We start from the raw sequence: 13,323 nt of genomic DNA, 5'->3' as shown, positions 1-13,323 counted from the left end.
CGGCCCGGCCGTTCCCGGATCACGGCTCCCTGCCGGTGCGGTCGTCGATACCGGCCCGCGCCTGGTAGACCCGCACCAGCTCCAGGGCAGCCGGGCCCCGCGGCCGGCGTCCCGGCCGGATGTCGACGGCGAAGGCCTTGGTCTCCTGGATGTGGGTGTTGGGATCGAGGGCCATGTGCACCAGCTCGTTGGCCGCGTCGCCGCGGCTGTAGCCGTTCGGACCCCAGTGGTAGGGCAGTCCGACCTGGTGCAGGGTGCGCCCGTGCACGGTCAGGGACGGCACCCGGTCGGTGACGAGCACACGCGCCTCGATCACGTTCCGCGCGCTGACGATCGTCGCCCAGCCGGTGTGCTCGAGGCCGCGCTCGGCCGCGAGTTCGGGGGACACCTCGCAGAAGAACTCCGGTTGCAGCTCCGCCAGATAGGGCTGCCAGCGGGACATTCCGCCCGCGGTGTGGTGCTCGGTGAGCCGGTAGGTGGTGGCCACGTACGGGAACACCTCCGTTCCCGGGTCGCCGCCGCTGGGCTGGTAGCGGTTGTCGGGATGCGGGGGCAGCAACTGCCGCACCGGATTGCGCTGCTGGTCGTACAGCAGGTTCGGGAACGGCGAGTCCTGCGGCTCGTAGTGCGTCGGCAACGGGCCGTCGGTCAGCCCGGAGGGCACATAGAGCCAGGCCTTGCCGTCGGCCTGCATGATGAACGGGTCGGTGCCCGAGAGTGCCTCCGCCCCGGTCGCGTCCGGCGACGGCCGGTGGGACGGGGACTTGTCGTGGGCGAAGTCGGCGATGTCGTGGCCGACCCACTCGGCCTGGTCCTCGTCCCACCACACCAGCGCCTTGCGCTCGCTCCAGGGCTTGCCGTCGGGGTCGGCCGAAGCACGGTTGTACAGGATGCGGCGGTTGGCCGGCCAGGCCCAGCCCCACTCGTTGGCCACCCAGTTCTGCTGCCCGCCCGGCCTGCGCCGGGCCGCCTGGTTGACGCCGTCCGCGTAGACCCCGCAGTAGATCCAGCAGCCGCAGGCCGTGGAGCCGTCGGACGCGAGCTGCTCGTAGGACGCCAGTGGGTTCCCCTCGGCGTCGTGGCCGTTGATCTCGGCGAGGACTGCCTCCGCGTCCGGCTCGGCGTGCTCACCCTTCGTGGGGTAGTCCCACGTCAGATCGAGCAGCGGACGGTCCATCTCGTCGGTCGACCCGGCGAGCTTTCGGCGGATGATCCGGCCGAGGTGGAAGGTGAACCACAGGTCGCTGCGGGCCTCGCCCGGCGGCTCGACGGCCGTGTGGTGCCATTGCAGCAGCCGCTGGGTGTTGGTGAAGCTGCCGTCCTTCTCGGTGTGCGCGGCGGCCGGCAGGAAGAACACCTCGGTGCGGATGTCCTCGGTGCGCAACTCGCCTGTCTCGATCTCCGGCCCGTCCTTCCACCAGGTGGCCGACTCGATCAGGGAGAAGTCCCGTACGACGAGCCAGTCGAGGTTGGCCATGCCGAGGCGCTGCATCTTGGCGTCGGCCGAGCCGACCGCGGGGTTCTCACCCATCAGGAAATAGCCCTTGCACGTGCCCTCGAGCTGGGCCATCACCGTCTCGTAGGTGGAGTGCGAGCCCGTCAGCCGCGGCAGATAGTCGAAGCAGAAGTCGTTGTCGGGGGTGGCGGCGTCACCCCAGTAGGCCTTGAGAAGGCTCACGAGGTACGCGCGCATGTTGCCCCAGTAGCCCTTGTGGGCCGCCTCGGCGTTCACAAAGGCTTCCAGGTCCTCGTTCTTGTGCGCGTGCGGCATCGGGATGTAACCGGGCAGCAGGTTGAACAGGGTGGGAATGTCGGTCGAGCCCTGGATGGAGGCATGCCCGCGCAGGGCCAGGATGCCGCCGCCCGGCCGGCCGATGTTGCCGAGCAGGCTCTGCAGGATCGCTGCCGCGCGAATGTACTGCACGCCCACCGTGTGCTGGGTCCAGCCGACCGCGTAGGCGAAGGCGGTGGTCCGCTCGCGCCCGGAGTTCTCCGTGACCAGTTCGCACACCTGGCGGAAGAGGTCCTGCGGTACGCCGCAGATCTTCTCCACCATGTCGGGCGTGTAGCGGGCGTAGTGCCGCTTGAGGACCTGGAAGACGCAGCGCGGATGGGCCAGCGTCTCGTCGCGTTCGGGCTCGCCCTCGCCGATGACGGCGCCGCCCGCGCCGTGCGCCTCGCCACGGGCCGCCTCGGCCACCGAGCTGCCGCCCTCGGTGCGCTGCTCGTACTCCTGGTCGCGTTCGCCGGAGGCCGCCTGCACCTCCGTGCCCTCGTACTGCCAGCCGCTGTTGTCGTAGCTGCGGCTGTCGACGTCCAGCCCGGAGAAGACGCCGGCGAGGTCCTCGGCGTCACGGAAGTCCTCCCGCAGGATGACCGGCCCGTTGGTGTAGGCCACGACGTAGTCGCGGAAGTACTTGTCGTTCTGCAGCACGTAGTTGACGACTCCGCCGAGGAAGGCGATGTCCGAGCCCGCGCGCAACGGCACGTGAAGGTCGGCAAGCGCGCTGGTGCGGGTGAACCGCGGATCGACGTGGATCACCTTCGCGCCGCGGGCCTTGGCCTCCATCACCCACTGGAACCCGACCGGATGGCACTCCGCCATGTTCGAGCCCTGGATGACGATGCAGTCCGCGTTCTGCAGGTCCTGCTGGAAGTTGGTCGCGCCGCCGCGTCCGAACGAGGTTCCCAGACTGGGAACGGTGGAGGAGTGTCAAACACGCGCCTGGTTCTCGATCTGAATCGCTCCCAGGGCGGTGAAGAGCTTCTTGATCAGATAGTTCTCTTCGTTGTCCAGCGTCGCACCGCCGAGGCTGGCGAAGCCGAGCGTCCGCCGGGTGCGGGTCTCGTCCACCTCCCACTGCCAGCCCTCGCGGCGGGCCGCGATCACCCGGTCGGCGATCATGTCCATCGCCGTGTCGAGGTCGAGGCGCTCCCACTCGGTGCCGTGCGGACGCCGGTAGAGGACGCAGTGCCGGCGGGCCTCACCCGTGGTCAGCTGAAGGCTCGCGGCACCCTTGGGACACAGCCGGCCGCGGGAGATGGGCGAGTCGGGGTCGCCCTCGATCTGGGTCACCCGCTCGTCCTCGACATAGACGCTCTGACCGCAGCCGACGGCGCAGTAGGGGCAGACCGACTTGACCACCCGGTCCGCGGTGGCGACCCGGGGAGCGAGCCGTGCGCTGGTGCCGCTCTTGGCCGCGGCCCCGCGGCCCAGGGGATCCTTCCCCGTCAACTGGCGGTAGACCGGCCAGGAGTCGATCCATGTGCGCACGCCCATGTCGTCGGCCCTTTCGGTGATGCCCGTTCGGTACTGCTCGGCGGCGTCCGACCGTTCGCCGGCCGTCGTGTTCAGCCGGTGTGGACCCCGCTCACACGGTTCCTCTTCTGTGGCAGAGCGGGTGCTCCGATTCGTCCTTGTGCCGGATTCTCCCGCAGCGGGGCGAACGCGGCATCCCCGAACGCCACGTCATGCCACGCCTCCGTGCCACTCTCCCTGCCCGGTCGCTGCTGGGTACCCGTCGCCCGTCCGGCCAAACCGGTGCCCCCGGCGGCCAGGTGTGAAACCGGACCGCCGGGGACTCCGGCCTGCGGTGTGTCCCCTCGCGGAGCGCACGTCCCGCCCGTAATGTCCGGGTGGCCCTGGCCTGTCCGCCCTGCCCGGGCTGCCCGTGCACCCGGACGTGCCCGACGGTGTACGAGCCCTGCACGCGGCCGGACATCGCCTGGTGACCCTGACGAACGGCTCGGCCGACATCACCCGGGCGGTTTTGGAGGGGGCCGGACTCGGGGACTGCTTCGAGACGCACCTCGACGTCGAGGGCGCGGGCAGCTGGAAGCCCGCCCCGGCCGCCTATGCCTACGCGCTGCGCACGGTGGGCGCACCGGCCGCACAGGCCATGCTGGTCTCGGTGCACCCCTGGGACGTCGACGGCGCCGGACGGGCGGGTCTGTCCACCGCCTGGCTGCGGCGGACACCCGTTCCCTACCCGGCAGCGCTGCGTCCCGCCGACCGGGAGGCCACCGGGCTCGCCGATCTCGCGCGTCGCCTGGCCCTCGGGTGAGCCCGCCTCGGGCCGGCCGTCAGCGGGAGCGCCCGTTCAGCCGCTCCCGCTGGGGTACGACGGTGTACTTGGGGTCCTCGGCCGAGGCCACCCCGGCATGGAACACCCCGAACCGCAGGGCGGCCGAGCCGGCCATCAGGGCCGCCCCGGCCGCCGCCGCGAGCAGCCGTCCTTGTCGTAGGCCCGCTTGTCGCCCCGCCAGGACCGCCAGCGCGGCGCCGCCCGCCGTGAGAGCCTCCGCCGAGCGCAGCAGCGCACGGGGCCTGCCCTGCTCGTACGGTTCGGCCGCCAGACCCATCCGGTGCTTCATCACCCGGAAGGCGCACAGCTCCAGGCCGGCTCCCAGCACGGCCATGCGGCGCGCGGGCTGCGTCTGCCCGGCCGGTGCGCAGGCCAGGGCCAGTCCGGCGGCGGCGCTCGCACCGGATCCCGCGAAGACGAACGGCAACTCGCGGTAGCCCTCGTGCCAGGAGGGAACCGCGGTGTCGGCGACCAGAACGGCGGTGTAGGTGGCGACCGCGGGGCCGAGGACCGCGGCTCCCGCCGTGGCGGCGGCGCCGACGAGGCGGTAGCGGCGCGCGACATCGGTGGCCGCGGCGGCCATGGTGAGCGGCGCGTATCCGGCCAGGAGCCACGAGCCCACGCTCATGGGCGACGTGGGCTTGAGGACGCGCAGCATGTTGACGAAGCGGGCGGGCCGGCCCAGGTCGTGCACGAGCGCCGCCAGGGACAAGGAGATCGCCCCCGCCGCGCCCAGCTTCGCCGTCCGGGCCAGTGCCGGACGGCCGGTGGCGTGCGCCCCGGCGGCGAGCAGCGACGACGCGCCGGCTAGACCGCCCAGGTACAGATAACCCGCGATGTCGAGCGCCGACCAGGTCGGCCGGTTCAGGATCGGTTTGCCGTAGTAGGAGGAGAACTGCGCCTCGGGCACCATGGCTTGCTCGCCGCGTCCGCGGCGGCGCCGGCGGCGACCGGTGGACGCGCCGGTGAGGGCGTCCCGTCCGGGCCGGGCCCCCTCCATCCCGCCCCGGGTGACATCCGATCCGCTCATCGTGGCCTCCTGACGAAGCCGGCGACGGCCAGCGCGGCGAGCGACACGGCGGCCGCCGCCGCGTGCCGCCACATGGCGGGCAGGTCCCGGGTGGTGACGACCGGGTCGGGCGGCAGTCCGTACACCTCCGGCTCGTCCAGCAGCAGGAAGAACGCCCCGTCGCCGCCGACACCGTCGTCGGGGCTCTCCCCGTACAGGCGGGCGTCGGTCACGCCGGCCGCATGGAGCTGCGCCACGCGGACGGCGGCACGCTCGCGCAACTCCTCCAGCGGGCCGAACTGGATGGAGTCGGTGGGGCAGGACTTGGCGCAGGCCGGCTCCATCCCGACGCCGAGCCGGTCATAGCACAGGGTGCACTTCCACGCCCGCCCGTCGCCGGGGCGCTGATCGATGACACCGTAGGGGCAGGCGGGCACGCAGTATCCGCAGCCGTTGCAGATGTCCTCCTGGACGACCACCGTGCCGAACTCGGTGCGGAACAGTGAGCCGGTGGGGCACACGTCCAGGCAGGCCGCGTGCGTGCAGTGCTTGCAGACGTCCGAGGACATGAGCCAGCGCAGTTCGGTGCGTCCGTCCGGCGACACCGGCGAGATCTCCCCGCTCGGTGCGCCGGCGGGCGCCGCGTCCGGCGCGGGGGCGGTGGCTCCGGGGCCCGGGGAGGAAGGGGAGGTGCCGAGCCGCCGGGCCGCGTCGAAGACGTCGACGTCCTGGTGGCCGACGCCGGGTTCCTGCCCGCCGAGCTGCTTGCGCTGCTCGATGAACGCCACATGCCGCCAGGTGTCCGCGCTGAGCCCTTGCGTGTTGTCGTAGGACATGCCGGTCAGCTCGAGGCCGTCTTCCGGCACGGCGTTCCACTCCTTGCACGCCACCTCGCACGCCTTGCAGCCGATGCAGACGGAGGTGTCCGTGAAGAAGCCCATGCGCGGCGGGGTGTCGGTGTACCCGGATGCCGCCGCCACATCCGGTTGCGGGCCGAACAGCAGGTTGCCGCGCACCGCGTCCCCGGCCGGCCCCCCTGCTTTCCCGGCGCTGACCTGCGTCATCCTCAGATCTCCTTGCTCGCCTTGCTCAGCTTTCGTCGCCGCTGCCCGCCTCGCCCGGACCGGCCCGCACCAGGTCGATGCGGCGGCGCTGCCATTCGGTGGCGGGCATCTCGACCCGTCGGCCGTAGTACCACCGGCTCAGCGCGTTGCGGATCCGGTGCCTGCGGAACCAGCGCCAGACCTCCGTCCCGTGGGCGAGCGGCCGGGGCTCGTCGCGTACGAGGATGCGGTACGCCTCGGCCGCGGGCAGCAGCATGCGCGCCTCCTGGTACCCGCCGCGGGCCGTGCGCCGGACCTCCTCGGCGGTCTGACCCTCCAGCAGACGGCGGCGGTCGGCCGCCTGCAGGCCCAGGCAGGCCCGCCTGGTGGCGTGATAGGTCAGGAAGGGCACGACGAACAGGGCGGCACGCAGGGTGTACGTCAGCCCTTCCAACGCAACCTTGAACACGTAGGCGATGACGTCCTGTCCGCCCGCCAGCAGCAGAACGGCATAGGCGGAGACCGCGGCGGCACCGAGGGCGGTGCGGGTGGGCTGGTTGCGGGGCCGGTCGCACAGATGCTGCTCGGGCCGGGGGCCGGTGATCCACCGTTCGAAGAACGGATAGACGTACAGCACGAGGAACACTGTCGTGGGCAGGACGGCACCCGGCAGGAAGACGTCCCACACGAGGGTGTGCCCCGCGAAGTTCGTCTCCGCGGCGGGCATCAGGCGCAGTGCGCCCTCAAGAAAGCCGACGTACCAGTCCGGCTGGGCGTCCAGGGTGACCTGGTCCGCACGGTAGGGGCCGAAGGCCCATATCGGGTTGATCTGCATCACCGCGCCCATCAGGGCGAGAACGCCGGCGACCACGAAGAACAGGCCGGTGGACTTCGCCGTGTACTGGGGGACCATCGGCTTGCCGATCACGTTCCGGTTGGTGCGGCCGGGCTCGGCCCACTGGGTGTGCTTGTGGTAGACCACGAACGCCAGGTGCACCGTGACCAGCGCGAGGAGCAGACCGGGCAGCAGCAGGATGTGCGCCGCGTACATGCGCGGAATGATCTGCTGCCCCGGGAACTGGCCGCCGAAGACGAAGAAGGAGGCGTATGTGCCGACCACGGGGATCGAGAGCATGATGCCCTGGGCCGTGCGCAGGCCCGTGCCGGACAGCAGGTCGTCGGGCAGCGAGTAACCGCAGAAGCCTTCCAGCAGGGACAGCAGGAAGAGCGTGACGCCGATCGTCCAGTTCACTTCCCTGGGCCGCCGGAAGGCGCCGGTGAGGAAGATCCGCAGCAGATGCACACCGATCGCCGCGACGAACACCAGCGCGGCCCAGTGGTGGATCTGCCGCATGAGCAGGCCGCCGCGGACGTCGAAGCCGAGGTTGACGACCGACGCGTACGCCTCGGTGGTGATCACGCCGCGCAGCGGCCCGTAGGAGCCGGTGTAGGGCCGCTCCGTCATGTCCGGATGGAAGAAGAAGGTCAGGAACACGCCCGTCAGGACGAGGATCAGCAGGCTGTACAGAGCGATCTCGCCCAGCAGGAACGACCAGTGGTCGGGGAACGCCTTGCGCAGGAACTCCTTGCAGGCGGAGCTGACCGGCAGCCGTTTGTCGAGCGCCGTCACCACTCGTTGCCCGCGCGCAGCGGCCCGGGATGAGCCGTCCTCGTCAGACACCGCCACGGTGCGTCCGCCCTCCTGCCGGTCGTCCTCGCCGCTCGCCGTGCGCCATGGTGCGCCTTCGCCTCGAGCCTGGCACGAGTCCCCCGGGGTCGCGCGCGGGAAACCGCCGGGAACGCGGTTTCGCCGGCGGGGTCGTTGTTTGGCGGTGGTGGTGTTGGCTACTCGGGTGCGGAGCGGCCGCCGGCCGGTGCGGGAGGTCCCACGTGCCCACTGTCTCGGACTTTGTCGCGACGCGTCTGCGGACCTGGGGCGTGGACAGGGTGTTCGGGTTTCCCGGCCGTGAGGTCGACGCGCTGGTCACCGCGCTCGGCGGTGGCAAGGGCCGCCCGGAGTTTGTCCAGGTGCGGCACGAGGAGTCGGCCGCTCTGATGGCCGGTGCCCATGCGAAGCTGACCGGCACGGCCGGATGTTGTCTCGTCCCGTCGGGTGCGGGCGCGCTGCGTCTGCTGGGCGGCCTGTACGACGCGGCGCTGGACCACGAGCCGGTGGTGGCCATCGTGGGCCAGGAGGACCCGGTACCGGGGGTGGAGCGCGGGCGGCGCACGGTCCGCACGACCCGCCTCTGCGCGGAAGTGTCCCAGTTCTGCGAGCTGGTGACCGACGCCGAGGTGGTCGGTGACGCGCTGGACCGGGCGTTCCGTGCCGCGCTGAGTGACCGGGGTGTCGGCACACTCGTCATGTCCCGCCGTCTCCTCGAGGCGGAGGCGCGCGGCCTGGCCGGTGAGGACGGCCCGAGGTCCGCGCGCGTGGGCTTCCGGCCCCCGGTGCGGCGGCCCGAGGAGCGGGCCGTATCGCGGGCGGCCCAGGTGCTGAACGAGGGCCGCCGGGTCGCCGTCGTGGTGGGACGCGACGGTGTGGCAGCCTCCGAACAGGTGGCGGGCATCGCGGAACTTCTCGGTGCGGGGTTGGCCAAGACCCCTCTCGCCCGTGATGCGCTGCCCGATGACCTGCCCTGTTCCACGGGCGTCGTCGGCCCGTTCGGCAGCGAGCTGGCCGCGGCCCTGCTGCGGGAATGCGACACGCTGCTGCTCGTGGGAGCGGGGGACACCGATCTCGACCGGGTGCGGCACCCGGCCTCGTCGCGCGTCGTCACCGTCGACACGGACGCCGGAGCCGGCCTGCGCCCCGACGGTCCGGTGCGGGTGACGGGCCATGTCGTCACGGCGCTCGAGGCGCTTCTGCCGCTGCTGCGGCGCAAGAGCGACCGCGGATGGCGCGGGGACGTCGAACGCGCGGTGCGCGAGTGGCGGACGGAGGGAAGGGCGAGAGCGAAGCGGTTCTTCGGCACTACGGTCAATCCGCGCTCCGTGGTGGCCGAGTTGTCGGCGCGTCTCCCCGACCGGGCCGTGGTCGTCGCGGACTCCGGCACCGCGCTGGACTGGTGGACGCGGCACCTGGAACTCCGCAGCGGAATGAGCGCCGTGGTGTCGGGGCACCCGGCCATGCCCGGGGCGTCCGTGCCCGGCGCGGTCGCCGCCCGGCTGGCGTTCCCCGGCCGCCCGGTGATCGCCCTGGTCGGTGACGGCGCGTTGCAGGCGAGCGGCCTGAACGAGCTGATCACCGTGCGGCGCCATGGGGCCCGGCTGAAAGGGGTGCCGCCACTGGTGTTCTGCGTCCTCAACAATCACGACCTCAGCCGGCTCACCTGGCAACGCCGCACCGAGGCCGGCGACCCGCTTCTGCCCGCGTCGCAGGAGGTTCCCGATGTCTCGTACGCGGAGTACGCGCGGCTGCTGGGCCTGACGGGAGTCCGCTGCGAGCGCCCGGCCGCGGTGGGCGCGGTCTGGGAGGAGGCCCTGGCGACGGCGGGGCCGACCGTACTGGAGTTCGTCGTGGACGGCGAGACACCGCCGGACTGGGCGGCGGCCGAGGGAACACGGCGTGGCGGGGACCGGCCACTGCCGAGGATCTCCCGCGGCCTTCTGCGTCGGAAGGTCCACGCGGCGGTCGGGGACCTGTTCCCTTCCTCGTGACGGGCGGGGGAGAAGTTGGCCGACGACATCACCCGAATGGCGTGCGTGCCGCCGTTTCGGTGCCGTGAGGCGGGAAACCCAGGAAGCGGCGTCGCGGCGGGATGGTGGCGGCGCCGCACGAACCTAAGGAGTTGGTCCCTCATGGCGGCGAAGTCAGGTTCCAAGCGGGAACGGCAGTACGAGCACATCAAGGAGAGCGCCCAGGAACGCGGGGCCTCGACCGGGCGGGCCAAGGAGATGGCGGCGCGAACGGTGAACAAGCAGCGAGCCCAGGCGGGCCAGGCGAAGTCGTCCCGGTCCTCCTCGAGCAGGAGCGGCTCCTCGGGTGCCGGTTCGCGGTCGGGACCCACCCGCGAGGAACTGTACGAAGAGGCCAAGCGCAAGGGCATCGAGGGACGGTCCTCGATGAACAAGGCACAGCTGTCCAGGGCCCTTGGGCGCTGACCGGAAGGCGGGTCAGGGATCGACTGGCCGCTGCCGTTGCCGCCGCAGCCGTTCGTTGTGCCACGCGACGGCCCGCCGGATCTGTGGCTCCTGCAAGCCGGTGCGGGATGCGAGCTGTACCAGGGACAGCACCGGCGGGCCGTTGGTGAGGGCCCGGGTGATCTTGGCCGCCCAGAGCTCCTCCGTCACGAAGGGGCGACGCCGGTACGTCTCACGGACGGCCTGGAAATGAGCGTCGCCGCACGCGGTGACGAGGCGCAGACCGTCGAACCAGTCGTCACCCGACTGCGCGGAGGAGGAGTCCGGAACATAGCCGCGCACCGCGTCGCCGGCCGGCAAGGTCGCGGCGCACAGATCGCACAACTCCACCGGAGATGTCTCGGCGCGTGCTGCGCCCTTCTTCCGCCTGCTCATCGGGCCTCCCGGGAAGGAAAGCGACACCGTGCGCACTGTCCGACGCGGGCGTGCCGACTCCCCGGACAGTCGAGTCCTACGAGTTGCCCGGCGTGCCGACGGCGAAACGCACCGGCTCGTCTCTGGGGGCGCGCCGCTGCGCGCGGCCATGCGGCGTGAGAGATTTACCGCGGAATTCGCCCATTTACCCCGTTTGTTATGTTCAGGAGGAACCGTATGGCCGAGGCCAATCCCGCCAAGCGTGCGGCGCGGAAGCTCGCGGGCAGCATGCACGGCAGCGACGGCGCAGGTCCGGAGGAGGGCATTCCGGGGAAGCCCGGACCTGAGTCACCGCCGCTCGAGGAGCCGACCGAGCCCAGGGACCCGCTTCCGCCGAAGCCGGACCAGAGCGGTCCCGACACCATGTCACCGACGGGTCAGCCCACGGGTGCCGACCAGGCGGTGATGGCCCAGGGAGGCAGCTATCTGACGACCGCGCAGGGCGCCCGGCTGTATGACACCGACCACTCGCTGAAGGCCGGGCCCCGTGGCCCCGTACTGCTCCAGGACCACCACCTGCGTGAGAAGGTCATGCACTTCGACCACGAGCGCATCCCGGAGCGGGTGGTGCACGCCCGTGGCGCGGCCGCGCACGGTGTCTTCCAGAGCTACGGCACGGCGGCCTCCGTGACCAAGGCCGCCTTCCTCGCCAAAGACATCGAGACCCCGGTGTTCGTCCGGTTCTCCACGGTGCTGGGATCTCGTGGATCGTCCGACACCGTCCGCGACACCCGGGGATTCGCCACCAAGTTCTACACCAGCGAGGGCGTCTTCGATCTGGTCGGCAACAACATCCCGGTGTTCTTCATCCAGGACGCGATCAAGTTCCCGGACGTCATCCACGCCGGCAAGCCGCATCCCGACCGGGAGATCCCCCAGGCGCAGAGCGCGCACGACACATTCTGGGACTTCGTCACCCTGCACACCGAGGCCACCCACCACACGCTCTGGAACATGTCCGACCGCGGCATCCCGCGCTCGTTCCGCATGATGGAGGGGTTCGGCGTTCACACCTTCCGCCTGGTGGACTCGAAGGGCGGGACGACACTGGTGAAGTTCCACTGGAAGCCGAAGCTCGGCGTCCACTCCCTGGTGTGGGAGGAGGCGCAGATCATCAACGGCGTCGACCCCGACTTCCACCGCCGGGATCTCGCCGACGCCATCGAGGCGGGTGCCCATCCGCAGTGGGAGTTCGGCATCCAGACCTTCCCCGACACCTCGGACCAGACCTTCGAGGGCATCGACCTGCTGGACCCGACGAACATCGTCCCGGAGGAACTCGCCCCCGTGCAGCCCATCGGGCTGCTGACCCTGAACCGCAATCCGTCGAACTTCTTCGCCGAGACCGAGCAGGTCGCCTTCCACGTGGGCCACCTCGTCCCCGGCATCGACATCACCGACGACCCGCTGCTCGCGGGGCGGCTCTTCTCCTATCTGGACACCCAGATCACGCGCCTCGGCGGCCCCAATTTCCCGCAGCTGCCGATCAACCGCCCGCACGCCCCCGTGAACGACATGCTGCGCGACGGCATGCACCAGACGGCCGTGCACCGGGGCGTCGCGCCGTACCGGCCCAACTCACTCGACGGCGGCTGCCCGTTCGTCGCGGGAGCGGACAACGGTGCGTATGTCGAGGCGCCGGTGCGCGTTCCGGAAGCCACCAAGGTCCGTCAGGCCCCGGAGTCGTTCGCGGACCACTTCAGCCAGCCCCGCCGTTTCTGGCTGAGCATGAGCCCGGTGGAACGCGAGCACATCATCGGCGCCTACACCTTCGAGTTGGGCAAGTGCTACGAACAGGCCGTCAAGGAACGGGCCTTGCAGGTCCTGGCCAATATCGATCCCGAACTGTGCGCGCAGGTCGCCGTCGGCCTCGGGCTGCCGGAGCCCAAGCCCACCATGCCCCTGGCCGAGGTCGAGCCCAGCCCGGCACTCTCCCAGGTCGGCCACACATGGCCCACGAGCGGACGCGTCATCGGCATCGTGACCGGCTCGGACGGCGACCTCGACGGTGTCCGAGCCGTGCGCGACGCGGTGCTTCAAGCGGGCATGGTGCCACTGGTGGTGGCGCCCACCGGCGGCAAGGTCGGGGCGGGCGACGGCGCGCTGACGGTGCAGCGTACCTACGTCACCGCGCGCTCCGTCGAGTTCGACGCCCTCCTCGTGGCCGGAACACCCGGCGTGGGCGGCGACGCCTACGGCGCCCGGGACGCCAAGGGCGCCCCCGCCGCTCCCCGGCAGGCGACATCCGATCCGCGGGTGAGCCTGTTGCTGTCCGAAGCCTTCCGCCACGGCAAGGCCATCGGGGCCTGGGCGGGCGGCGAGGCCGCTCTGAACGCGGCCGGCGTACCCACGGACGCGCCCGGAGTGGTGATCGGCGACAGGGGCACCGCCACCCTGCAGCAGCTCACCGGCCTGCTGGGCGCCCACCGCGTCTGGGAACGCTTCACCTCGGGAGGCTGAGGGCTGGTGCCACCGGCACCGGACCCGGGCTCCTCCCAGGCCGTGGGGGGGGGCCGGGGGGCCCCCCCCCCGGGCCCCCCCCCCCCCCCGGGCCCCCCCCCCCCCCCCGGGGCGGGGCCGCGCCCCCCCCCCCCCCCCCCCCCGCCCCCCCCCCCCCCCCCCCCCGGCG

9 protein-coding genes are annotated in these 13,323 nt (G+C 71.6%); 4 read left to right on the top strand and 5 right to left on the bottom strand.

From position 1 onward, the window contains the following. Positions 1-19 precede the first annotated feature (19 nt). The gene (gene fdh, locus ACIP94_RS18855) at positions 20-3,280 is read right to left on the bottom strand and encodes a formate dehydrogenase (RefSeq protein WP_402426419.1); all 3,261 of its coding nucleotides are present in this window, start codon (positions 3,278-3,280) and stop codon (positions 20-22) included. A gap of 391 nt (positions 3,281-3,671) precedes the next feature. On the opposite strand from fdh, the gene ACIP94_RS18850 reads away from it, so the two are divergent. Further along, complete coding sequence (locus tag ACIP94_RS18850) at positions 3,672-4,064, top strand: HAD family hydrolase (protein ID WP_402426417.1); 393 nt, start codon at positions 3,672-3,674, stop codon at positions 4,062-4,064. Positions 4,065-4,083: 19 nt separating this feature from the next. Here ACIP94_RS18850 and nrfD read toward each other — a convergent pair whose 3' ends face one another. Genes nrfD through ACIP94_RS18835 form a run of 3 tightly spaced genes read right to left on the bottom strand, consistent with a single transcriptional unit; the run spans position 4,084 to position 7,824 of the window. Then, positions 4,084-5,115 (bottom strand): NrfD/PsrC family molybdoenzyme membrane anchor subunit, encoded by a 1,032-nt coding sequence (nrfD, locus tag ACIP94_RS18845; RefSeq protein ID WP_402426415.1) that lies wholly within the window; start codon positions 5,113-5,115, stop codon positions 4,084-4,086. Then, positions 5,112-6,158 (bottom strand): 4Fe-4S dicluster domain-containing protein, encoded by a 1,047-nt coding sequence (locus ACIP94_RS18840; RefSeq protein ID WP_402426413.1) that lies wholly within the window; start codon positions 6,156-6,158, stop codon positions 5,112-5,114. The genes nrfD and ACIP94_RS18840 overlap by 4 nt, the downstream gene beginning before the upstream one ends. Before the next feature lie 25 nt (positions 6,159-6,183). Then, positions 6,184-7,824 (bottom strand): cytochrome bc complex cytochrome b subunit, encoded by a 1,641-nt coding sequence (locus ACIP94_RS18835; RefSeq protein WP_402426411.1) that lies wholly within the window; start codon positions 7,822-7,824, stop codon positions 6,184-6,186. A 203-nt stretch (positions 7,825-8,027) separates the two neighbouring features. Between ACIP94_RS18835 and ACIP94_RS18830 the strand changes: the two genes are divergently transcribed. Both ACIP94_RS18830 and ACIP94_RS18825 read left to right on the top strand, forming a co-directional pair. Further along, on the top strand, positions 8,028-9,797 hold the full coding sequence (locus ACIP94_RS18830) for a thiamine pyrophosphate-binding protein (RefSeq protein WP_402426409.1): 1,770 nt from the start codon (positions 8,028-8,030) through the stop codon (positions 9,795-9,797). Between the two features lie 141 nt (positions 9,798-9,938). After that, positions 9,939-10,241 carry a plasmid stabilization protein gene (locus tag ACIP94_RS18825; protein WP_402426407.1) on the top strand — a complete coding sequence of 101 codons (303 nt, stop codon included), beginning with the start codon at positions 9,939-9,941 and terminating at the stop codon, positions 10,239-10,241. 12 nt (positions 10,242-10,253) lie between these two features. Here the strand turns inward: ACIP94_RS18825 and ACIP94_RS18820 are convergent, their stop codons facing one another. Beyond that, positions 10,254-10,655, bottom strand: coding sequence for a hypothetical protein (locus ACIP94_RS18820; RefSeq protein WP_402426405.1), 402 nt, complete (start codon positions 10,653-10,655; stop codon positions 10,254-10,256). A gap of 216 nt (positions 10,656-10,871) precedes the next feature. Here ACIP94_RS18820 and ACIP94_RS18815 point away from each other — a divergent pair, with 216 nt between their 5' ends. Beyond that, the gene (locus tag ACIP94_RS18815; RefSeq protein ID WP_402426403.1) at positions 10,872-13,154 is read left to right on the top strand and encodes a catalase; all 2,283 of its coding nucleotides are present in this window, start codon (positions 10,872-10,874) and stop codon (positions 13,152-13,154) included. Positions 13,155-13,323 lie beyond the last annotated feature (169 nt).

Origin of the sequence: Streptomyces sp. NPDC093261 (genome assembly GCF_044753645.1) — a bacterium.
In the GTDB taxonomy this organism is placed as follows: Bacteria; Actinomycetota; Actinomycetes; order Streptomycetales; family Streptomycetaceae; genus Streptomyces.
The sequence above is the reverse complement of the archived record's forward strand: the minus strand, read 5'-3'. Positions and strand labels throughout refer to the sequence as shown.

Excerpts from the sequence above, each read along its gene's own strand:
- nrfD (WP_402426415.1), bottom strand. The coding sequence starts at position 5,115 with ATGAGCGGATCGGATGTCACCCGGGGCGGGATGGAGGGGGCCCGGCCC.
- ACIP94_RS18840 (WP_402426413.1), bottom strand. The coding sequence starts at position 6,158 with ATGACGCAGGTCAGCGCCGGGAAAGCAGGGGGGCCGGCCGGGGACGCG.
- ACIP94_RS18825 (WP_402426407.1), top strand. The coding sequence starts at position 9,939 with ATGGCGGCGAAGTCAGGTTCCAAGCGGGAACGGCAGTACGAGCACATC.
- ACIP94_RS18820 (WP_402426405.1), bottom strand. The coding sequence starts at position 10,655 with ATGAGCAGGCGGAAGAAGGGCGCAGCACGCGCCGAGACATCTCCGGTG.
- ACIP94_RS18815 (WP_402426403.1), top strand. The coding sequence starts at position 10,872 with ATGGCCGAGGCCAATCCCGCCAAGCGTGCGGCGCGGAAGCTCGCGGGC.